At 32.1% G+C, this 22,845-nt stretch carries 18 protein-coding genes, 1 rRNA gene and 1 other annotated feature; of the genes, 16 read left to right on the top strand and 3 right to left on the bottom strand.

Annotation, left to right across the window (positions count from 1 at the left end):
* The first annotated feature begins 17 nt into the window (after positions 1-17).
* Entirely contained in the window at positions 18-533 is a 516-nt protein-coding gene (locus GVY01_RS07820) for an Asp23/Gls24 family envelope stress response protein (protein WP_017638482.1), read from the top strand.
* A 138-nt stretch (positions 534-671) separates the two neighbouring features.
* Here the strand turns inward: GVY01_RS07820 and GVY01_RS07815 are convergent, their stop codons facing one another.
* Positions 672-2,630, bottom strand: coding sequence for an IucA/IucC family protein (locus GVY01_RS07815; protein WP_017638483.1), 1,959 nt, complete (start codon positions 2,628-2,630; stop codon positions 672-674).
* Positions 2,631-2,732: 102 nt separating this feature from the next.
* Between GVY01_RS07815 and GVY01_RS07810 the strand changes: the two genes are divergently transcribed.
* From GVY01_RS07810 to GVY01_RS07780, 7 genes are all read left to right on the top strand, one after another.
* Positions 2,733-3,905, top strand: coding sequence for an MFS transporter (locus GVY01_RS07810; protein WP_108017163.1), 1,173 nt, complete (start codon positions 2,733-2,735; stop codon positions 3,903-3,905).
* Positions 3,905-5,662, top strand: coding sequence for an IucA/IucC family protein (locus GVY01_RS07805; RefSeq protein WP_017638485.1), 1,758 nt, complete (start codon positions 3,905-3,907; stop codon positions 5,660-5,662). Before GVY01_RS07810 ends, GVY01_RS07805 begins: the two co-directional genes overlap by 1 nt.
* A gap of 3 nt (positions 5,663-5,665) precedes the next feature.
* Positions 5,666-6,733 (top strand): alanine/ornithine racemase family PLP-dependent enzyme, encoded by a 1,068-nt coding sequence (locus GVY01_RS07800; RefSeq protein ID WP_017638486.1) that lies wholly within the window; start codon positions 5,666-5,668, stop codon positions 6,731-6,733.
* 258 nt (positions 6,734-6,991) lie between these two features.
* A complete protein-coding gene (locus tag GVY01_RS07795) occupies positions 6,992-7,990 on the top strand; it encodes an ABC transporter substrate-binding protein (protein WP_017638487.1) in 999 nt (332 codons plus the stop codon).
* An 11-nt stretch (positions 7,991-8,001) separates the two neighbouring features.
* Entirely contained in the window at positions 8,002-9,033 is a 1,032-nt protein-coding gene (locus GVY01_RS07790) for a FecCD family ABC transporter permease (protein WP_159333702.1), read from the top strand.
* Positions 9,030-9,995, top strand: coding sequence for a FecCD family ABC transporter permease (locus GVY01_RS07785; RefSeq protein WP_017638489.1), 966 nt, complete (start codon positions 9,030-9,032; stop codon positions 9,993-9,995). The genes GVY01_RS07790 and GVY01_RS07785 overlap by 4 nt, the downstream gene beginning before the upstream one ends.
* A 285-nt stretch (positions 9,996-10,280) precedes the next feature.
* Positions 10,281-11,651, top strand: a complete 1,371-nt coding sequence (locus GVY01_RS07780) for a YjiH family protein (protein ID WP_017638490.1) — start codon at positions 10,281-10,283, stop codon at positions 11,649-11,651.
* A gap of 107 nt (positions 11,652-11,758) precedes the next feature.
* On the opposite strand, the gene GVY01_RS07775 is transcribed toward GVY01_RS07780, so the two are convergent.
* The gene (locus GVY01_RS07775; protein WP_017638491.1) at positions 11,759-12,079 is read right to left on the bottom strand and encodes a heme oxygenase; all 321 of its coding nucleotides are present in this window, start codon (positions 12,077-12,079) and stop codon (positions 11,759-11,761) included.
* A gap of 169 nt (positions 12,080-12,248) precedes the next feature.
* Positions 12,249-12,509, bottom strand: coding sequence for a SunI/YnzG family protein (locus GVY01_RS07770; RefSeq protein ID WP_017638492.1), 261 nt, complete (start codon positions 12,507-12,509; stop codon positions 12,249-12,251).
* 200 nt (positions 12,510-12,709) lie between these two features.
* On the opposite strand from GVY01_RS07770, the gene GVY01_RS07765 reads away from it, so the two are divergent.
* The 8 genes from GVY01_RS07765 to GVY01_RS07730 all read left to right on the top strand — a co-directional run bounded on the left by GVY01_RS07765 (position 12,710) and on the right by GVY01_RS07730 (position 22,684).
* Positions 12,710-13,231 (top strand): metal-dependent hydrolase, encoded by a 522-nt coding sequence (locus GVY01_RS07765; RefSeq protein WP_017638493.1) that lies wholly within the window; start codon positions 12,710-12,712, stop codon positions 13,229-13,231.
* A gap of 69 nt (positions 13,232-13,300) precedes the next feature.
* Positions 13,301-14,488, top strand: coding sequence for a UTP--glucose-1-phosphate uridylyltransferase (locus GVY01_RS07760; RefSeq protein ID WP_017638494.1), 1,188 nt, complete (start codon positions 13,301-13,303; stop codon positions 14,486-14,488).
* Between the two features lie 18 nt (positions 14,489-14,506).
* Complete coding sequence (gene trhA / locus GVY01_RS07755; RefSeq protein ID WP_017638495.1) at positions 14,507-15,193, top strand: PAQR family membrane homeostasis protein TrhA; 687 nt, start codon at positions 14,507-14,509, stop codon at positions 15,191-15,193.
* Between the two features lie 133 nt (positions 15,194-15,326).
* The gene (sdrM, locus tag GVY01_RS07750; protein WP_159333701.1) at positions 15,327-16,658 is read left to right on the top strand and encodes a multidrug efflux MFS transporter SdrM; all 1,332 of its coding nucleotides are present in this window, start codon (positions 15,327-15,329) and stop codon (positions 16,656-16,658) included.
* Between the two features lie 198 nt (positions 16,659-16,856).
* Entirely contained in the window at positions 16,857-17,324 is a 468-nt protein-coding gene (locus GVY01_RS07745; RefSeq protein ID WP_017638497.1) for a SepA family multidrug efflux transporter, read from the top strand.
* Positions 17,325-17,450: 126 nt separating this feature from the next.
* Entirely contained in the window at positions 17,451-18,842 is a 1,392-nt protein-coding gene (locus GVY01_RS07740; protein ID WP_421673583.1) for an MDR family MFS transporter, read from the top strand.
* A 147-nt stretch (positions 18,843-18,989) separates the two neighbouring features.
* On the top strand, positions 18,990-20,054 hold the full coding sequence (locus GVY01_RS07735; RefSeq protein ID WP_017638499.1) for a P-loop NTPase: 1,065 nt from the start codon (positions 18,990-18,992) through the stop codon (positions 20,052-20,054).
* 440 nt (positions 20,055-20,494) lie between these two features.
* Positions 20,495-20,782, top strand: a sequence feature (16S ribosomal RNA rRNA prediction is too short).
* Positions 20,783-21,131: 349 nt separating this feature from the next.
* Positions 21,132-22,684 (top strand): 16S ribosomal RNA (locus GVY01_RS07730).
* The last annotated feature ends 161 nt before the right edge of the window (positions 22,685-22,845 follow it).

Raw genomic sequence — 22,845 nt, 5'->3', positions numbered from 1 at the left:
ATAAAGGAGAATGCAAAATGGCAGTAGATAACAATAAAGCAAAACAAGCATACGATAACCAAACAGGTGTTAACGAAAAAGAAAAACAAGAACAACAAAAACAACAACAAGAAAATCAACAACCACAATTTGAAAATAAATTAACTTTCTCTGATGAAGTTGTTGAAAAAATCGCTGGTATCGCAGCTCGTGAAGTTAAAGGTATCTTAGACATGAAAGGCGGATTCACTGATAGCTTTACTAACGCTTTCTCAAGTGGTAATAACGTTACAACAGGTGTTTCTGTTGAAGTTGGCGAAAAACAAGCTGCAATCGACTTAAAAGTAATTTTAGAATATGGTGAATCAGCACCTAAAATCTTCCGTAAAGTAACAGACTTAGTTAAAGAACAAGTTAAATATATTACTGGTTTAGAAGTTGTAGAAGTTAACATGCAAGTTGACGATGTAATGACTAAAAAAGAATGGCAACAAAAACATGAAAAAGATAACAACCAAAACAACAACAATAACGACAGACAAGGTTTACAATAATCTGTCATTCAAGTTAGTTGGTTGAACAATCATTAAATAAAAGAATCCGAGAGACCTTCATATGAGTGTCTCTCGGATTTTTTAATTTGTTATATAATTTATTAATGACAACCTGACAACTGTTATAAATTCTATACATTAAACATGTAATGGATTGTTCACTTTAATATAAGTATATTCATGTGCTTCATCTTCTAAGCGCATCGTTGTAACACATTTATAATCAATCGTTTTGGCAAACATAACGTCTTTGATTTCTGAAATTCTTTCTTCTGAAATATGAGTAATATCGTTTAAAATTTGCTCTATGATAGTTGCAATATCTTTCCAAATATTTGCTTCTAAATCATTAGAATTTGATGATTGTGCAACAGTTAATACTAACTCACCTAAATGATTTTGTACTGTTGAATAGAATGCTTTATTAAATACAGTTGTTTTAGAGTTAGTTAAAATGCGAGATTTTTCATGAAAATCATCTGTTGAATATCCCATATCATTTAAATATGCTTCATCAATGCGTAATCCTTCAAAATCTCTTACATATAAGTGATTTAAAGAACCATCTTCATTAAAATGAACAATTGAATTTTGTAAATGTGCTTCAAGTGCAATTCCATATTTGGTTAATAGCGGTATTACAATGCCTAAAAGCGCTTTACTATATTCTTTCATCCATGCTCGAGCAGCACTTTCATATGACGTATATTGATAATGAGTTTGATATAACTTTATCAGAGATACGATTGGTGCTTCTGTATTGTATGGATAATAAGATACTAAACTAGATGGAATCATAGATATTATTCCATTTTTAAGTTGACTATTAATATTTGTTCTGAATAATGTACCTAGTTGTTCGCTACGTTCTGTTTGTAACGGATCTTGATCATGAGAATTATAAAAGTGAATGCTAGCAATTTCATCAACAATTGATGAATCATACGGTTTGAATGTTGCATCACTATTTAAAATTTGATTTAAAATTTTTGTCATAAGAGGACCGTTATGTGTTGTTTGTTCAGACAATGTACGAATCTCGCCTGTGATATGAACATTGGTTGATAGTTTGATATGTGGATCACTATTAGGCGCTTTAGGCATTAAAGTTCTAAATGATAAACCGGCATAATAAGGTAAAGTATATTGTGATTTGATAATCATTTGTTGAGCAATTTCATCGTGATAATCTCGGTCTAGAACTTCATCATATTGCCAAGGGTGGACAATCATAACTTGATAATCATCTATATTAAGCTGATGATGTTGTTGCATTTCCTCTTGAAGTTTTTGATACATACTTGGAAACAATTGCTTAATAGTGTCGTTATATGACATTGACAATGATTGAACATTACAAAAATGTTGATGTATGAGTATTACTTTAAGTGAAATAGGTTGTGAGAATTCTGATGAATACATAAATGTTTCATTTGAATTCATACCTTTTCTCAATTTAGCACCGGGATGTAGTGGGTGACCTTCTATAACAGCTTGTTCAGATCGTAAATAGCTGTCCTCATCACTTTTTATAATGTCGAATAAAGTTCTTGACTCGTCTTGCATTGAATACGACTGGTAGCTCATTGCGAATATCATATTAGCCGCACTATTATTTAAATCATCTTTAAATTGATTACTTGCCTCATTATTTAATTCTGGTGCTTCAATTAATATCCAATCTAGAATATCATTTGGATGTTCTACGCGATGAAATGTCTGATCTGATTCTGTATTATATTTATAATAAAATGGACCTTTCACATCTACACGATTGAAAGCATGCTGACCACTAATAGGGGCATATAGTAATTTTTGTGCAGACTTAAATTCTATTTCTAAAACATTAGTAGTTTCGCAAGGTAAGGATTCAATTTTATCAGAATTAAGTATTCTACTATGATCATTACCATGAACAAGATTTTCTCTATGTATAGATGTAACTAATCGCTGTGTAACCTTATCACGACCATTAGCAATTTGATTAATAAAATGATTTGCCCATTCTGGATGTGATTGACTTAAGAAATCATATGCATCTTGCTCATCCTTAGTCATATATAAATTATTTTTATTTGTGTTTTTAATTGAATTCATATTTCACCTCTAAAAAAATATTTTACAAAAATTAATAAGATTTGTATAATCCATATTAATGATAATGATTATTATTATCAATTAAAAAGACAGGTGAAATTTATGGCAAAATTTTTCTTTTCCAGTTCATTTCTTCTGTTTTTGGGGAATTGGATTGGGCAAATCGGTCTCAACTGGTTTGTGCTTACTACATATCATAACGCAGTTTATTTAGGTTTAGTTAATTTTTGCCGACTCGTACCGATTTTGATATTAAGTGTATGGGCTGGTTCTATTGCTGATAAATATGATAAAGGAAATTTATTACGTATTACAATATCTTCATCATTTTTAGTTACAGCAATATTATGTGTATTAACTTATACCATCGATAATATTCCTGTGTATTTTATCTTAATATATGCTACGTTACGTGGAATGTTAAGTGCTGTTGAAACACCGGTTAGACAAGCCGTTTTACCAGAGTTATCTAATAAAATTACAACAACACAAGCTGTCTCATTCCACTCATTTATTATCAATATTTGCCGTTCAATTGGTCCTGCAATTGCTGGTGTTATATTAGCAGCTTATCATGCACCAACAACGTTTTTAGCCCAAGCACTTTGCTATCTCTTAGCAGTTGGTCTATGTATACCGATTCATATTAAAGCAACAGAATTAGGTAAAAATAATAAAGAGATGTCACTTAAAGTAGTGATGAATTATTTCAAACACAATTTAGAAGCAAGTAAAATCTTTATCACATCTCTTTTAATTATGGCAACTGGTTTTTGTTATACGACAATTTTACCTGTTCTTACTAATCATGTATTTCCAGGTCAATCTGAAATATTTGGTATAGCTATGACTTGTTGTGCGGTAGGCGGTATTGTTGCCACTATTATTTTACCTAAAATACTTGATCATATTAATGCAGTAAAAATGTATTATTTGAGTTCTTTTCTATTTGGCTTAGCATTATTAGGAATTATTATTCACAATTTAGTTGTGATGTTTATTTGTATTTCGTTAATTGGATTGTTTAGTCAATGGGCAAGAACAACCAATAGAGTTTACTTCCAAAATAGTGTTAAGGATAACGAAAGGGGTAAGGTATTAAGTATTGTTATGATGGATCGCGGCATGATACCTTTAGGAAGTTTAATTATGAGCTTCTTTGCGGATCAATTCGGTGTATTAAATACATTTTTAATTATGGGCATTAGTACTGTAGCTATTTCAGTCATCTTTTACTTAATGCAACGAATTACTAAAATTGGAGGAATTTCATAATGGAGCGCAATGAATGGTTACTTGCGGATGAAAATATTCAGCATCGGATATTGAATGCAATCATCAAAGAACAGATATGTCCAGAAGATGCCAAAATAAATAAATCATTTGAAAACATTGAGTTACAATATCATGGCCGTGTATTAACTGGCCGTATTTTAAGAAAAAGTATGTTGGAAAGATATGTATTTGATGGACAGTTTACATATCAATGTGCTGAACAAAAAATCCAAATTAGTAACCTAGAACAGCTACTAAAAATATTAAATGACCAATTTGATATCAAAATATCTGATCGTTTATACCGAGAATTAATTCATAGTAGAGACAGTTTTGTCGAAACATATAAACAATTCAATAATAGAAAATCACTTATACATCAGAGTATGAAATTTTCTATGTTACCAGATACTATAAACTTTTTTACTTGGTTACAACATTTAAATGCTAATGATACTACTGATGATTTAAGTTATTCAGAAAGTTTAGTTATTGAAGGACATCCAACTCACCCTCTAACTAAAACGAAATTACCGCTGACTAAGGATGAGGTTCGTAGATATTCACCGGAATTCGAAAAAATTATACCATTACATATTATGCTAGTTTCTTCTTCGGAAATGGTTACGACATCCATGGAAGGGGATGACCAATTTATAATAAATAATGTCATCCCAGAATTAAAAGATAAAATACAACATTTTTTAAATCCTTTTGATTTGAATGTGGATGACTATAGAGCAATATTTGTCCACCCTTGGCAGTATGACCATGTGATTGGAGATAAATTTAAAACGTGGATAAGTGAAAAAATATTAATCCCAACTCCATTTACAGTAGATTCAAAAGCAACATTATCATTTAGAACTATGGAATTATTAAAACGACCTTTCCATGTTAAGCTTCCAGTAAATGTTCAAGCTACTAGTGCTGTACGAACTGTATCTACTGTAACAACTGTAGATGGTCCGAAATTAAGTTATGCATTACAAGATATGCTGAATATTTATCCTGAGTTAAAAGTAGCTGCAGAACCATTTGGAGAATATATTAATACAGATCCTGATTTAGCTCGACAACTCGCTTGTATTATTCGAGAAAAACCAGAATTAAATCAAGTAGGTTCAACGATTGTCAGTGCGAGTTTAGTTAATCGTAATCCAGTTGATCTTGAAGTGGTTGTAGATAGTTATATTAAATGGCTAGATAATGAACTTACTAAAGATAATATTGAACGTTTTATGCGTGAATATACACGTACTTTAGTGAAACCACTCATTGCGTATATTCAAGATTACGGTATTGCATTAGAAGCTCATATGCAAAATACAATAGTTAATCTTGGGCCTGACTATCAAATTACATTTTTAGTAAGAGATCTAGGTGGATCACGTATAGATATCAAAACGCTTCAGCAAAAATTACCGCACATTGAAATAACAAATGAAAGTTTAATAGCTGAAAATATTGAAGCGGTTATAGCTAAATTCCAACATGCAGTGATTCAAAATCAATTGGCTGAATTAATCCATCATTTTAATCAATATGATTTTGTTAATGAGAATAACTTATTTAAGATTGTGCAACAAGAAGTAGAATCAGCTATTGATAGTAATAAAAATCATGCGCATGCATTATATCAAGTACTATTTGGTTCAACGATTTCAGTTAAAGCATTATTAAGTATGAGAATGGAAAATAAAGTTAAAAAGTATTTAAATACAGAATTGGACAATCCAATAAAAAAAGAGGTGTAGTACATGGCAAATTTAAAAATAAATTTATCAAAAATACAATATAATGCCAAAGTACTTCAAACAATTTTAGATTCTAAGCAAATACATTTTACACCAGTGATTAAATCTATAGCTGGAGATAGACAAATTGTACAAAAATTAATTGATTTAGGAATCACACATTTCGCAGATTCCAGATTAGAAAATATCAGTCAATTAAATGATTTTAATTGTTCTTATACTATATTACGATCCACAAAACAATCTAAGTTAGCTGACATGATTCAATGTACAAAAATAAGTATACAAACTGAATTAAACACTATTTTTGAAATCAATCGTATTGCTAAAACACTAGATATAAAACATCAAGTGATTTTAATGGTTGATTGGAAAGATGGTAGAGAAGGTATATTAACTTATGATGTCGTAAAATATATTGAACAAATTTTACAACTATCTCATATTCAATTGGTAGGCGTGTCATTTAACTTCATGTGTTTCAAATCAAAATTACCAATTGAAGATGATGTGTTTATGATAAATAAATTTGTTAGTGCTATAGAACGAGAATTAGGTTACCGTATGACCATCGTTTCAGGTGGCAACTCAAGTATGTTACCGTTAATAATGTATAATGATTTAGGTAAAATAAATGAATTACGAATAGGAGAAACACTATTTAGAGGTGTCGATACTACTACAGATAAACCAGTAGCACATTTATATCAAAATACCATTGTACTTGAAGCGGAAGTTATAGAAATTAAACCACGTTTAAATCACATAACAAATCAATCATATTTACAAGCTATTGTTGATATTGGATATATAGATACAGATACGACTCACATTACTCCGATTGCAAATGATATTCATATAATGGGTGCGTCTAGTGACCATTTAATGATTGATTTAAATAATCAGGATCATTATCAAGTAGGTGATATGATTCAATTCGAATTAAGTTATGAAGCATTATCACGCTCAATGTATAATAAAAATCTTGAAAAAGTTTATATACTAGATTCAAAAGTAGAAACCCTCATAGAAAGTTTTAATCAGTCTTTATGTTCAATGCATAAATCATAATTAAATATAAATTTTAATAATTAAGAGTACCGACACATGCAAACTTGGTTAAATTTGCACACAGTGTTGATTACTCTTTTTTTATTCTCTTAAAAAATCCAATTCCATCTAATTATTAATACGAAAAGTAATATATATTTAAAATGTATTCAGAGGACTCAAATTAATTTCAAAAATTATAAAAAGTATGTTGACAATGATAATCGTTATCAATAAACTGTTATATGAAAGCATATACATACAATAAGGAGTGGAATCATGAAGGGAATAAAGATTTTTAGCATAATTGGCATATTATTTGCTTTAATTTTAGTTACTGCCTGTGGAAATAACGACAGTTCAAATAGCTCTAGTAGTAAAGAACCTAAAGATGGTGTGAAAATTAAACACGCTGAGGGCACTACTAAAGTACCTAAGCATCCTAAACGAGTAGTTGTACTTGAATACTCATTTGTTGATGCATTAGCAGCATTGAATGTAAAACCAGTGGGTATTGCTGATGATAATAAAAAAGAACGTATTATCAAACCACTTAGAGATAAAATTGGAAATTATACTTCAGTAGGTACACGTAAACAACCTAACTTAGAAAAAATTAGTAAATTAAAACCAGATTTAATCATTGCAGATAGCAACAGACATAAAGGTATCTACAAAGATTTAAGTAAAATTGCGCCGACAATAGAATTGAAAAGCTTTGATGGTGACTACGATGATAATATAGATGCTTTCAAAACAATCGCTAAAGCACTAGGTAAAGAAAAACAAGGTGACAAACGTTTAGAAGAACATGACAAGAAAATTGCTAAGTACAAAAAAGAAATTAAATTCAACAAAGATGAAAAAGTATTACCAGCTGTAGCAGCAAAATCAAGTTTCTTAGGACATCCAAGTGAATCATATGTAGGTCAGTTCTTAAAAGAATTAGGATTCAAAGAAGCCTTAACTCCTAAAGTAACTAAAGGTTTAAGTAAATACTTAAAAGGACCTTATCTTGAAATGAGTTTTGAAACATTATTAGATGTTAATCCTGGACGTATGTTTGTTATGACTGATAAAGCAAGTCCAGATGAACCAACATTCAAAAAAATGCAAAAAGATCCAGTTTGGAAAAAATTAGATGCAGTTAAACATGATCGAGTAAGTGTTGTAGACAGAGACCTATGGGCAAGAGCGCGTGGTTTAATTTCTTCTGAAGAAATGGCCAAAGAATTAGTAGAAATTTCTAAAAAGGATCAAAATAAAGAAGATAAGTAAGGTGGAAAATTATGACTATGAAGCATAAAAGTAGTCAATCCGCTATATTACAAAATAAAAGAAAACGCACTACACTCACATATATTGTGAGTGTGTGCTTTCTTTTTATTTGTATTTATTTAAATTTAGCGATTGGTTCTTCTCATATAGTATTTAAAGATATTGTTCATTATATTACAGGACATACGGATACGGAACAGACATTTTTAATACATAATTCAAGAATGCCTCGTATGTTAGCAGGATTATTAATAGGTGGCGCTTTAGGTCTAGCAGGACTATTAATGCAATCTATAACTCGAAATCCCTTAGCATCACCACAAATATTTGGTGTTAATGGTGGGGCATCTTTTGTCATTGTACTAATCACTGTTCTTGTGCCAGCTCTTGAAAATTATTCAATGATATTAGCAATGATTGGTGCATTTCTAGGTGGTTTAACCGTGTATACTTTGTCAGGTTCAACTAGATCTATGACACCAGTCAAACTTGCACTAGCTGGTATGGCAGTCCATTTATTTTTTAGTAGTATGACACAAGGTGTTATCTTATTAAATGAAGATTCAAACTCATCTGTTATGTTTTGGTTAGTAGGTTCATTGTCTGGCGTGAAATGGCCAGAAATTATTGTCATTTCACCATGGTTAATTGTAGCAATGATTATCACTATGCTTATGGGACGTCAATTAACAATCATGGAATTAGGTGATGATATTGCTAAAGGACTAGGTCAGAAAATTCAAGTCGTTAGATTAATATTAGGTTTATTAGTTGTTATATTAGCAGGTTTATCAGTATCAATTGCTGGTCCAATAGGTTTTGTAGGGTTAATTGTGCCACACATAGTAAAACGTTATATCAATAATAACTATATTTTAATGATTCCGCTCACTATAATCATTGGTGCAGATTTATTATTATTCTCAGATGTGTTATCAAGACTAGTCACTTATCCATTTGAGTCACCTGTAGGTATAGTAACTTCTTTCGTTGGTGCATTTTACTTCTTATTAATTACTGTTAGAGGGGTGAAACGCATATGACAAAAAAGAAGCATATGATTAGATATAGCATTGTATTTATACTATTAATACTAAGTACTTTATTTAGTTTGTGTGTGGGTTCAGTAATCGTTAATCCTATTGAAGCAATACAAGGTATATTTACACAAGATAATTTTATTTTGAATGAGTATAGAATTCCAAGAACTTTATTGGGATTGATTATCGGATGTAGTTTAGCGATATCTGGTGCAGTAATTCAAGGCGTTGTTAGAAACCCTCTTGCTTCTCCTGATGTAATAGGTATATCTAAAGGTGCAAGTTTAGCAGCAGTTATTATCATTATGCTATTTCCATCAGCACCCTTAGCAGTATTGCCAATCGGATCGTTCTTTGGTGCATTAATTATTAGTTTGATTTTATCATTCTTGATTTCTAAATTTGATGTCAAAGGTTCTAACTTAGCTTTAATTGGTTTAGCTATTGGTGCTATCTGTACAGCTATCGTACAATTTTTATTAATTAGAAATCCTATGGATGCAAATAATGCATTAGTATGGTTAACAGGAAGTTTATATGGACATAATATTTCGAACTTTTTATCTATTGTTCCTTGGTTTGTAATTACACTTCCGATTATTCTAATTCTTAGTCATCAATTAGATATTTTAGGTTTAGGAGATAATGTTGCTTTAGCTTTAGGTGCAAGAGTTAAACTGTTAAAAATGGTGTTACTTATTTTATCTGTAATGCTAGCAGGAGCTTCTATTGCAGTTGTGGGTGGTATTAGCTTCTTAGGTTTAATTTCACCACATATTGCTAGACAACTAGTCGGACATAAAAATATGCATGTTGTTATTATGTCAGGTTTTATTGGAGCAATATTATTAACATTTGGCGATGGTTTAGCAAGAGGTATACATCCACCGTTAGATATTCCTGTGGGTGTCATTATCGCAATCATCGGTGCGCCATATTTCTTATTCCTATTAAGAAAAATGTAATAATGAACGAACAGTACAGCATAAATTAATAAGATGCACCAAGCAGCATCGTATGATGTTGCTTGGTGCATTTTCAATTTGAAGTTAATCATACGTTGATTGTTAATGGATAAATAATAATAATTAGCGAAATATCATTGCGCTTTGAACATAAATCGAGTATAGTTATAAATACTTAATTATTCATAAAAGTGTATATATATTAATAAAACATTCAATAATTTTATTGAAATGGATGAATACATAAAATTGCAATTATAAATAGAGAGAAATGGATGACATAAAATGAATGGACACACTAAGCAAGAGATTATTAAAGGTAGAATAAAATTTATTACAATGTCGCTTATCGGAATTATACTATTTTTAATTCCTATACCAGTTGAACAAGATGGCAAAAAGCAAACAACATTACCTGTCGCATTTTTAGCCAATTGGTTAAAAGATGTTGTCGGTGATGCTATGCCTATTATTATCGTCACAATTATTACATTATCAGCAATATTAACACTACTTTGTTCTACAGTTTTAAAAAGTAAATTGAATCCAACAGGTTTAATGTATAATGCATTCAATGTTAATATCAGCTGGATGATTTTAAGATTGTTAGCAGTGATATTTGCCTGGGTTACTTTCTTGAAAATAGGTCCTAAGATGATATATTCAGAAGACACTGGAGGTCTTGTATTTTCAAGTCTATTACCTACATTAGTTGCTGTGTTTTTATTTGCAGCATTATTTTTACCATTATTAATGGAGTATGGATTACTAGAACTATTGGGACCATTATTTAGACCCATTATGCGTCCATTGTTCACATTACCGGGAAGATCAACAGTAGATAATTTAGCTTCATTTATAGGTGATGGTACAGTAGGAGTATTAATTACAAGCCGTCAATATGAAGAAGGGTTTTACTCTAGAAGAGAAGCAACTGTGATATCCACGACATTTAGTGTTGTTTCAATTACATTTGCGATAATTATAGCTGACACAGTTAAAATGCAAGATAAATTTTTCTTATTCTATTTAAGCGTGATTATATCATGTTTAATTGCGGCAATGATTATGCCTAGAATTTGGCCATTAAATAAAATTCCTGATGAATATGCAAAAGAAGTTTCAAGTGATGCTAGAACTGAACAGTTGCCAGAAGGTAAAACAGCAATTGGTCATGGCTTCGATATGGCAACTGAAGTTGGAATCAAAGCACCAGGTTTAAAAGACTTTTTTAAATCAGGATTTAAAACGGTTATAGATATGTGGTTTGTTATTTTACCTGTAGTTATGAGTATAGGAACAATAGCAACAATAATAGCTAATTACACACCTCTATTTGAATATATTGGAAAACCTTTTGTTCCATTTTTACAATTACTTCAAATTCCCGAGGCGACACATGCATCTCAAACCATATTAATTGGTTTTGCTGACATGTTTTTACCATCAATTTTAATTGAAAGTGCACACAGCGAAATAACTCGTTTTGTTATCGGTGCGTTGAGTATTACACAATTGATTTATTTATCTGAAGTAGGTGGGGTTATTCTAGGTTCTAAAATACCGGTCAATATAGGGAAATTATTTATTATCTTCTTAATCAGAACGGTTATCACTTTACCTATCATAGCTTTAATTGCACATCTATTTCTATAATTAAAAAAGCCAAGTAGTCATTTAATATAAGTGTATAAGTGTTAGTAACAAAACTTAACATATACATTTTAAAATGCAGCTACTTGGTTTTTATTATAAATTAAAGTTTAAGGATTAAGAACAGAAAGAACATTCGCTTTTACAATTTCACTTTTTATAACTGGGGAAGCTTCTTTATTATCTGATTGTTTAGGACGTTGATGTGCTTCTTTAAATGCATCGCTATTTAACCAATTTTTGAAATCTTCTTCAGTATCCCACCATGTGTTAACATACATATCTTCAGTGTCATCATCTTTCTCTACTTGCCAAACTTCAATCTTGTTAAATCCTTTTAACGATTCGATTTTCCCACCTTTTGTAAATCTTGGTGCCATTTTTTCAGCAAATCCCTGTTTGACAGTAATACGATTAGTTACTACGAACATTTATATCACTCCTCTATTAATATTAAATACTATTATTATTACTTAAGTTTATATAAATTATAATACTTGTTACAGCATTAATAAAAACAAAAGGGGACAATAACTTAAAACATTATGAAATGCTAAGTTATTGCCCCGATATATACAGAAGTAAACCTATTTTTAGAGTTTACTTAGTTAGCTCATTATAAACTTTTTGATCATTTTGAGTATAAATAATGTATTCATGGTCAGCTGTATCAATTACAACTCGATTTGTTTTGCCAAAAGTAGAACCTATTCTAGAGATTTCTCTACCTTCAGCGTTTGGAACAGCATGGATGTCTTGGTCTTGATAAATATTTTTAATTTCGTTTGTAGGTATTTTAATATCTGCAACTCTCCATTGAATTCTTACTTCGTTATTATCTTTTTTTACTGTCATTGCCATGATTCAATACACATCCTTTAATTATTTTTGTACATATATCATATATTATTTTGGAAACGTTTTCAACACATAATGTGATACTTTTTATAAATTAAGTCATACTAATTGGAATGATGTTGATTTAGTGAATAGTAACCGAAAATACGTTCGTATAAAGTGGTTAAATATGGTAAAATATTGCTATTAAAGGAGAGGTAATTATGACTGGAAAGACACATGCATCGTGTGGTTTATTAGTAGGCGCATTAACAACTCAGTATTTTCATACAGACTTATTTTCATCAGTAACAGTGGTTGTCTTATCAGTGATTTCTAGTTTGTTACCAGATATTTGTCATACACAAAGTAAAATTGGACAGAAATTTAAATTACTTAGTTTTTTCATTCGACTTATTTTTGGACATCGAACATTCACCCATTCCTTATTATTTATTGGTATTATAGGTTTTTTATTATATCTCATCGATACGCCAGTATATTATGGAGTAGCTATTATCATAGGCTTGTTTTCACATGTTATACTAGATATGATTACACCTAAAGGAGTAAAATTTTTATATCCTTTACCAATCACAATTAAAATGCCGATTAACTTTAAAACAGGTGGGCTTGTAGATTTATCTCTTGCTACTGCATTAACAGTTGGTGCTGTTTATGTGTTTTTTCAAATTGGAGTAAATGATATCATACATTATTGGAGATACTTTTTTGCGAATGATTAAAAATTGTATAGTGTATTTATGATAAGGTTATCGAGCGAAAATTTATATTTTACATAAGGAGACTAATTGATGTTAGACAAAAACAAATTAGAGAAATTTAATCAACAGCATATATATGAATATGAAAAATTAATGAGCACTAATGAAAAACAAGCACTTGAAGAGAAAATTGAAACGCTAGATTTAGAAGACATTCAAAAAATGTATAACAACTTATATGTTAATAGACAAACAATTGATGATACTTCGGATGTTTCAGAAGTTAAGTATTCAGTAAAGTCTAATATGGATAACAAAACGATAAATACATACAAAGAACAAGGCATTGAAGCAATTAGAAATGGGCAGTTTGCTGTTGTATTGATGGCTGGAGGTCAAGGAACTCGATTAGGTTATTCTGGTCCAAAAGGTTCATTTGAAATTGAAGGTGTTAGTTTATTTGAACTACAGGCACGTCAATTGATTGATTTAAAAGAACAAAGTGGACATACGATAGATTGGTACATCATGACAAGTGATATTAATCATGAAGCTACTAAAGATTACTTTGCTCAACATAACTATTTTAAATATGACCCTGAAAAGATTCATTTCTTTAAACAAGATAATATTGTAGCTTTAAGTGAAGCGGGTCAACTTGTATTAAATGAAACTGGACATATCATGGAAACGCCAAATGGTAATGGTGGTATATTTAAATCGCTTAAAAAAGCGGGTTATCTTGACAAGATGAAACAAGATAATGTGAAATATGTATTCTTAAATAATATTGATAATGTGTTAGTAAAAGTATTAGATCCTATGTTTGCAGGATTCACTGTTGCTAACAATAAAGATATTACATCTAAAACGATTCAACCTAAACATGGCGAAAGTGTAGGAAGACTTGTAAACAAAGATAGTAAAGATACTGTACTTGAATACTCTGAACTAGACCCAAATATAGCTAATCAATTTGAAAATGCTAATATCGGAATACATGCTTTTAAATTAGGATTTATTATGAGTGCAGTAGATAGAGAATTACCGTATCATATAGCTATAAAAAATCTGAAACAACTAGATGAAGATTTTGGTGTAATAGAACAACCAACTTTAAAATTTGAACTATTTTATTTTGATATATTCCGTTATGGTACAAGTTTTATCACACTACAAGTTCCTAGAGAAGAAGAATTTTCACCTTTAAAAAACAAAGAAGGTAAAGATAGCGTAGAAACAGCTACTGCTGATTTAAAAAGAATGAACATGATCTAAATTAAGGTGGATAAGCAAATGGCAAATTCAGAAACACATCAAAATAACACTAATAAAAGTTCATTTAGAGACATCATGCCACTGTCATTCGGTGAAGAAATAGGTAATTCTATATCTCACGGTGTTGCCTCACTGATTACAATGATGATATTACCTTATGCTGCTGTTCATAGTTATAATAAGGGTGGCGCCCTTTTATCAACAAGTATATCTATATTTGTAATTAGTATATTTTTAATGTTTATATCTTCAACTATATATCATGCTATGGCTAATCACACATTGCAAAAATATGTGTTGAGAATTATTGATCATAGTATGATTTATATAGCAATTTCAGGAACTTATACACCTATATTATTAAATGTGATTGGTGGTTGGCTCGGTTGGTTAGTGTTTTTACTATTATGGGGTACTACAGTATGGGGGGTTTTATATAAATCACTGGCTACTCATGTTAATCACAAACTGAGTTTAATTGTATATTTAGTAATGGGATGGGTAGGTGTAATCTTTGCACCTATCATCATATTAAGAACATCATGGTTATTTATTTTATTTATTGTTTTAGGTGGCCTTTCATATACTATTGGAGCTTGGTTTTATGCTCAGAAAAACCGTCCATACTTCCATATGATTTGGCACATATTTATAGTGGTAGCTTCTTTTTTCCATTTGATTGGCATTCTATTTTTTATGAAATAAAAGTATGACAAAAATGACGGGGATTGGCCTCGTCATTTTTATTTTCAAAAATTCATACTAATATACGATTGTTTTATCAACATAAAGTCTATATTATTGTTTGAGTTGAAAGAAAACGAAAGGGAGTAAAATAATGAAATTAAGATCTATTGTTACAGTCATTGCATTAATTATGATTATGTTCATGGCTGCAATTGAAACCTCTATTATATCTCTAGGACTTCCTAGTATTAATCGTGATTTAAATGCAGGTAAACATATTTCGTTAGTAGTTACTGTTTACTTTATTGCGTTAGTCATTGCTAACCCAATAGTTGGTGAATTTATATCACGTTTTAAAATCATGTTTGTTGCGATATGCGGTGTGATTTTATTTGGTATTGGGAGTTTGATGTCTGGTTTAAGCGATACGTTTACATTATTAATTATTTCAAGAATTATACAAGGCTTTGGCGCTGGAGTGATTATGTCTCTATCACAAATTGTACCTAAATTAGCTTTTGAAATTCCTTTAAGATATAAAGTAATGGGTATTGTTGGTAGTGTTTGGGGAATTTCTAGTATAGTAGGGCCACTCGTTGGTGGAGGTATATTAGAAGTTGCAACATGGCACTGGTTATTTTTTATTAACTTACCTATAGCTATCATTGCGATTATATTAATTATTTTTACCTTTAACTTTAAAGAGGAAGAGGTTAATAAAAATATTAATTTTGATGCTAAAGGTTTAACATTATTTTATATTTTTATTGGTTTATTAATGTACGGTTTATTAAATCAAACGATGTTCATTTTAAATATAGTCAGTTTGATTTTAGCAGTGTGTGTAGCTGTTTTATTATATAAAGTTGAAAAGAAAAGTGATCACCCATTTTTACCAGTAATCGAGTTTAATAAATCAATATCTTTAGTCTTTATTACGGATTTATTAACTGCGTTATGTCTTATGGGATTCAATATTTATATACCGGTTTATCTACAAGAAAAAGTAGGTATCAGCCCATTACAAAGTGGCCTAGTTATATTCCCGCTTTCAGTAGCTTGGACAATATTTAATTTTTATTTGGGTAAAGTCGAAGAAAGCTTAACAAGAAAGACTCTATATTTATCGGCTTTTACTTTAATTATTGTATCAAGTATTATCATATTATTCGGTTTAAAATTACCATTACTCATTGCACTTAGTGTTATTTTAGCTGGTGTAGGTTTTGGTTATATTTACACAAAAGACAGTGTTATAGTTCAGGAAGAAACGACTCCAAATCAAATGAAGAAAATGATGTCATTTTACTCTCTAACTAAAAATTTAGGTTCATCAATAGGTTCAACTTTAATGGGCTATTTATATGCAATCAAAGCAGGTTGGTTTGGGTCAGATCTACAAAATATATTAAGTTTTGTAATTGCTGTAGAAATAATTTTAATTATTAGCTGGGCATTAATATATATAAAACAAAGCAATTAAACTATAAAAGAGCCTAGGGCATATTTAAGTGCCTTAGGCTCTAAACATATATTTGTATTAAACGACGGTAAGACTAATTCATGATTTTGTGATACTTTATATTTACTTCATGTTAGCTTCTCATTTTTTATAATTTTATAAGGTCATTAATTAGTGGTAAAATACATTTGTATTGAATAAATTAGGGGGATAAGTGTAATGAAGTTTTTTAAAGATAAATTTTATAATTTAATATCTACACTTATTGTTCTAACTATTTTTATAATTTCTGGAACGATATTTTTAATGTTTTTAGGATTTGGGTTATATGGGTTAAGTAGGTTACTCATATATTTCAAGTTAGGCTACTTTGGATATAATAAAAGCTTTTATGACAATATTTTTTATTATGGTAGTTATATCGTATTAGGATATTTCACGCTATTTGCAGTTGAACATCTAATGGACTATTTTAGAAAACGTCTCCCACAAAATCCGTATTTTCAAGGAATAACATATCATTTAATTGCCTACTCAGTTACTACAGTATTGTTTTATTTCATTATTCACGTGCATTACACTTATATTGATATTAAATTTTGGGTAATTATGATTATAATAGGCTTCTTATATATATGTAAGGAAATATTTTATCCTGATAGTACTAATCTAAATAATAAAAAATAGTAAGCAGTATATTTGAATAATTATTTAAAGTTTGGTTGAATTGTATACTATTACTGAATAAAGGAGATTATGTACGTGAGCAATATAGAAATTAGTAAAAGACGTAGGAATTTAATTGTTTCTGTAATGCTGATTAGTGCTTTTGTGGCAATCCTTAACCAAACATTACTTAATACAGCATTACCCCATATTATGAGAGGGTTAAAAGTTGATGAGAATACATCACAATGGTTGATTACTGGTTTTATGCTAGTTAATGGGGTCATGATTCCTTTAACTGCATATTTAATGGATCGAATCAAAACGAGACCATTATATTTGTCAGCAATGGGAACTTTCTTGATTGGTTCAATAGTAGCTGCTATAGCACCTAACTTTGGTGTTTTAATGACTGCAAGAGTAATTCAAGCTATAGGTGCTGGCGTATTAATGCCATTAATGCAATTTACATTATTTACGTTATTCACAAGAGAAAGACGTGGATTTGCAATGGGGCTTGCTGGATTAGTTATTCAGTTTGCGCCAGCGATTGGACCTACATTTACAGGTTTGATTATTGATCATGTGAGTTGGAGAGTACCATTCATTATTATTGTAGGTATTGCTTTAGTTGCACTTATCTTTGGTTTTATTTTTATCTCAAGCTATAACGATACTAAGAAAACGAAACTTGATAAACGCTCAATTGTATATTCAACATTAGGATTCGGTATGATGTTATATGCATTTAGTAGTGCAGGTAGTTTAGGCTTTAGTAGCCCGGTTATTATTTGTACATTAATCATTAGTGTTTTAATTATATTAGTATTTGTTAGGAGACAATTATCTATATCTAATCCATTATTAAATTTGAAAGTATTTAGTAACAAAGTATTTTGTTTTAGTACAATTACTTCAATGATTGTGATGATGTCCATGGTTGGCCCAGCATTACTTATTCCATTATATGTACAAAACGCATTAGCATTATCTGCATTATTATCAGGATTAGTGATTATGCCTGGTGCAATTATTAATGGGTTAATGTCTGTATTTACTGGTAGTTTTTATGATAAATATGGACCAAGACCATTAATTATTACAGGATTTATAATATTAACTATATGTACATTCTTATTATGCTTCCTAAAAGCGGACACATCATATACGTATTTGATTGTGATTTATGCTATTAGAATGTTTGCAGTTTCATTACTTATGATGCCTATTAATACTGCCGGTATAAATGCGTTAAAAAACAGCGATATTTCACATGGTACAGCTATCATGAACTTTGGACGAGTTATGGCAGGTTCTTTAGGTACGGCTTTAATGGTAACCTTTATGAGCATGGGTTCAAAATGGTTAGGATCAACAATTGCTACATCAGGTAGTAAAGAAATGATACAACGTCAAACTGTTGCTGCTGGTGTAGATGTGTCATTTGCACTTGTTACAGTCTTTGTAGTTATTGCATTCTGTTTTGCTTTATTCATTAAAGAATCAAGAAATAAGTCAAAAAATATTAGAGATATTTAATAGGATTAGTTTTATTAAGAAGTTAGTTATTAAATTAAGCTAACTTCTTTTTTTATTTTAAAAAAAGTCTTATACTAAAAAAGATAGACTAGGTAATGACAAAATATGTTTATTTAGTTAAGACAATATAAATAAGGGGGATTTACTTTGTTAACGGTAAATCAAGTCAAAGAATTAGTTGGAGAGTTAAAAGATCCAATTATTGATGTACCTTTAAAAGAAACAGACGGTATAGTAGATGTTTCTATTAAAGAAGAAATTGAACATGTAAGTGTCAAAATTGCTATGGCTCAATTAGGAGGTCAACCTCAATTAGACCTTCAAATGGCAATAGTTAAAGTATTAAAAGAAAACGGCGCTAAAACTGTTGGAATTAGATTTGAAGAATTACCTGCTGATACAGTAGAACAATATAGAGGCAAAGGCACAGAAAAACCTAAAACAATAGAAGGACTATTATCTAAAAATAACCCAGTAGAATTTATTGCAATTGCTTCTGGTAAGGGCGGCGTTGGTAAATCAACGGTTGCAGTTAACTTAGCTGTTGCTTTAGCAAGAGAAGGTAAAAAAGTAGGTTTAGTAGATGCTGACATTTATGGATTTAGTGTTCCAGATATGATGGGTATTGATGAAAAACCAGGTATAGAAGGTAAAGAAGTGATTCCTGTAGAAAGATATGGCGTTAAAGTTATATCAATGGCATTCTTTGTTGAAGAAAATGCTCCAGTTATTTGGAGAGGACCTATGCTTGGTAAAATGCTTACTAACTTTTTCACTGAAGTAAGATGGGGAGATTTAGATTATTTAATACTTGATTTACCACCTGGTACAGGAGATGTAGCGTTAGATGTTCATTCGATGTTACCGTCAAGTAAAGAAATAATAGTAACAACTCCACACCCAACAGCAGCATTCGTAGCCGCAAGAGCAGGTGCTATGGCTAAACACACTGATCACTCAATTTTAGGTGTAATTGAAAATATGAGTTACTTCGAAAGTAAAGAAACAGGTAACAGAGAATACGTATTTGGTAAAGGCGGAGGTACTAAATTAGCTGATGAGCTAAATACACAATTGTTCGGAGAGTTACCTTTAGAACAGCCAACCTGGAATCCAAATGACTTTTCTCCATCTATTTATCAACCTGAAGATCGTTTAGGTAAAATTTACCAAACTATAGCACAAAAAGTAATAGCAACTACACAAAAATAATCAATTGTAAAAAGGCGTATAAAATTAATAAAGATTTTATGCGCTTTTTCTATTGCATTTTAGAAAAATCCTGTTAGAATAATTTCTTGTGAGTTATTAATTCACATATAGCAATTCAAAAAGATTTAAATTAATTATTGACTTTAAATCTTAAAGTTGATATTATATAAAAGTCGTTAAAAACGGCAAGTTAAGTTTATTAAAACTTCGTTAAAAAAGTGTAAAACTTACTATTGCGAAGATGAATTAAATCAATTAAACTTATAAAAGTAATCTTAATTAAATGTTGACTTTCGATTTTGAAAGTAATACAATGTAAGAGATTGCGACAAAATGAACATTGAAAACTGAATGACAATATGTCAACGTTAATTCCAATAATGTAACGAAAGTTACAACAATTAATTTAGTTTTTATGAGCTAATCAAACATCATAATTTTTTATGGAGAGTTTGATCCTGGCTCAGGATGAACGCTGGCGGCGTGCCTAATACATGCAAGTCGAGCGAACAGATAAGGAGCTTGCTCCTTTGACGTTAGCGGCGGACGGGTGAGTAACACGTGGNCCGGGTCTTGTACACACCGCCCGTCACACCACGAGAGTTTGTAACACCCGAAGCCGGTGGAGTAACCATTTATGGAGCTAGCCGTCGAAGGTGGGACAAATGATTGGGGTGAAGTCGTAACAAGGTAGCCGTATCGGAAGGTGCGGCTGGATCACCTCCTTTCTAAGGATATATTCGGAACATCTTCGTAGAAGATGAAGGAATAACATTGACATATTGTATTCAGTCTTGAATGTTCATATAACATTCAAATCAGCCTTTTTCAAAGAAAGCGATTCGCAGGCAATGCGTTGAGTCATTTTAAAACGGAGTTTACTTTTGTAAATGAGTATTTAAAATGATGAAAACAAAGCCGAATGCAAACGCTTGACTGAAAATAGGATATTGTACATTGAAAACTAGATAAGTAAGTAAAATATAGATTTTACCAAGCAAAACCGAGTGAATTAGAGTTTTAAAGCTTGAATTCATAAGAAATAATCGCTAGTGTTCGAAAGAACACTCACAAGTTTTTATGGAGAGTTTGATCCTGGCTCAGGATGAACGCTGGCGGCGTGCCTAATACATGCAAGTCGAGCGAACAGATAAGGAGCTTGCTCCTTTGACGTTAGCGGCGGACGGGTGAGTAACACGTGGATAACCTACCTATAAGACTGGGATAACTTCGGGAAACCGGAGCTAATACCGGATAAGATTTTGAACCGCATGGTTCAATAGTGAAAGACGGCCTTGCTGTCACTTATAGATGGATCCGCGCCGTATTAGCTAGTTGGTAAGGTAACGGCTTACCAAGGCAACGATACGTAGCCGACCTGAGAGGGTGATCGGCCACACTGGAACTGAGACACGGTCCAGACTCCTACGGGAGGCAGCAGTAGGGAATCTTCCGCAATGGGCGAAAGCCTGACGGAGCAACGCCGCGTGAGTGATGAAGGTCTTCGGATCGTAAAACTCTGTTATCAGGGAAGAACAAACGTGTAAGTAACTGTGCACGTCTTGACGGTACCTGATCAGAAAGCCACGGCTAACTACGTGCCAGCAGCCGCGGTAATACGTAGGTGGCAAGCGTTATCCGGAATTATTGGGCGTAAAGCGCGCGTAGGCGGTTTTTTAAGTCTGATGTGAAAGCCCACGGCTCAACCGTGGAGGGTCATTGGAAACTGGAAAACTTGAGTGCAGAAGAGGAAAGTGGAATTCCATGTGTAGCGGTGAAATGCGCAGAGATATGGAGGAACACCAGTGGCGAAGGCGACTTTCTGGTCTGTAACTGACGCTGATGTGCGAAAGCGTGGGGATCAAACAGGATTAGATACCCTGGTAGTCCACGCCGTAAACGATGAGTGCTAAGTGTTAGGGGGTTTCCGCCCCTTAGTGCTGCAGCTAACGCATTAAGCACTCCGCCTGGGGAGTACGACCGCAAGGTTGAAACTCAAAGGAATTGACGGGGACCCGCACAAGCGGTGGAGCATGTGGTTTAATTCGAAGCAACGCGAAGAACCTTACCAAATCTTGACATCCTTTGACCGCTCTAGAGATAGAGTTTTCCCCTTCGGGGGACAAAGTGACAGGTGGTGCATGGTTGTCGTCAGCTCGTGTCGTGAGATGTTGGGTTAAGTCCCGCAACGAGCGCAACCCTTAAGCTTAGTTGCCATCATTAAGTTGGGCACTCTAAGTTGACTGCCGGTGACAAACCGGAGGAAGGTGGGGATGACGTCAAATCATCATGCCCCTTATGATTTGGGCTACACACGTGCTACAATGGACAATACAAAGGGCAGCTAAACCGCGAGGTCAAGCAAATCCCATAAAGTTGTTCTCAGTTCGGATTGTAGTCTGCAACTCGACTACATGAAGCTGGAATCGCTAGTAATCGTAGATCAGCATGCTACGGTGAATACGTTCCCGGGTCTTGTACACACCGCCCGTCACACCACGAGAGTTTGTAACACCCGAAGCCGGTGGAGTAACCATTTATGGAGCTAGCCGTCGAAGGTGGGACAAATGATTGGGGTGAAGTCGTAACAAGGTAGCCGTATCGGAAGGTGCGGCTGGATCACCTCCTTTCTAAGGATATATTCGGAACATCTTCGTAGAAGATGAAGGAATAACATTGACATATTGTATTCAGTNCCGGGTCTTGTACACACCGCCCGTCACACCACGAGAGTTTGTAACACCCGAAGCCGGTGGAGTAACCATTTATGGAGCTAGCCGTCGAAGGTGGG

The organism is Staphylococcus sp. 8AQ (assembly GCF_902506595.1).
In the GTDB taxonomy this organism is placed as follows: domain Bacteria; phylum Bacillota; class Bacilli; order Staphylococcales; family Staphylococcaceae; genus Staphylococcus; species Staphylococcus pasteuri.
This window is presented reverse-complemented; position numbering and strand designations above follow the sequence as displayed.

Excerpts from the sequence above, each read along its gene's own strand:
- GVY01_RS07820 (WP_017638482.1), top strand. The coding sequence starts at position 18 with ATGGCAGTAGATAACAATAAAGCAAAACAAGCATACGATAACCAAACA.
- GVY01_RS07815 (WP_017638483.1), bottom strand. The coding sequence starts at position 2,630 with ATGAATTCAATTAAAAACACAAATAAAAATAATTTATATATGACTAAG.
- GVY01_RS07810 (WP_108017163.1), top strand. The coding sequence starts at position 2,733 with ATGGCAAAATTTTTCTTTTCCAGTTCATTTCTTCTGTTTTTGGGGAAT.
- GVY01_RS07805 (WP_017638485.1), top strand. The coding sequence starts at position 3,905 with ATGGAGCGCAATGAATGGTTACTTGCGGATGAAAATATTCAGCATCGG.
- GVY01_RS07800 (WP_017638486.1), top strand. The coding sequence starts at position 5,666 with ATGGCAAATTTAAAAATAAATTTATCAAAAATACAATATAATGCCAAA.
- GVY01_RS07795 (WP_017638487.1), top strand. The coding sequence starts at position 6,992 with ATGAAGGGAATAAAGATTTTTAGCATAATTGGCATATTATTTGCTTTA.
- GVY01_RS07790 (WP_159333702.1), top strand. The coding sequence starts at position 8,002 with ATGACTATGAAGCATAAAAGTAGTCAATCCGCTATATTACAAAATAAA.
- GVY01_RS07785 (WP_017638489.1), top strand. The coding sequence starts at position 9,030 with ATGACAAAAAAGAAGCATATGATTAGATATAGCATTGTATTTATACTA.
- GVY01_RS07780 (WP_017638490.1), top strand. The coding sequence starts at position 10,281 with ATGAATGGACACACTAAGCAAGAGATTATTAAAGGTAGAATAAAATTT.
- GVY01_RS07775 (WP_017638491.1), bottom strand. The coding sequence starts at position 12,079 with ATGTTCGTAGTAACTAATCGTATTACTGTCAAACAGGGATTTGCTGAA.
- GVY01_RS07770 (WP_017638492.1), bottom strand. The coding sequence starts at position 12,509 with ATGGCAATGACAGTAAAAAAAGATAATAACGAAGTAAGAATTCAATGG.
- GVY01_RS07765 (WP_017638493.1), top strand. The coding sequence starts at position 12,710 with ATGACTGGAAAGACACATGCATCGTGTGGTTTATTAGTAGGCGCATTA.
- GVY01_RS07760 (WP_017638494.1), top strand. The coding sequence starts at position 13,301 with ATGTTAGACAAAAACAAATTAGAGAAATTTAATCAACAGCATATATAT.
- trhA (WP_017638495.1), top strand. The coding sequence starts at position 14,507 with ATGGCAAATTCAGAAACACATCAAAATAACACTAATAAAAGTTCATTT.
- sdrM (WP_159333701.1), top strand. The coding sequence starts at position 15,327 with ATGAAATTAAGATCTATTGTTACAGTCATTGCATTAATTATGATTATG.
- GVY01_RS07745 (WP_017638497.1), top strand. The coding sequence starts at position 16,857 with ATGAAGTTTTTTAAAGATAAATTTTATAATTTAATATCTACACTTATT.
- GVY01_RS07740 (WP_421673583.1), top strand. The coding sequence starts at position 17,451 with ATGCTGATTAGTGCTTTTGTGGCAATCCTTAACCAAACATTACTTAAT.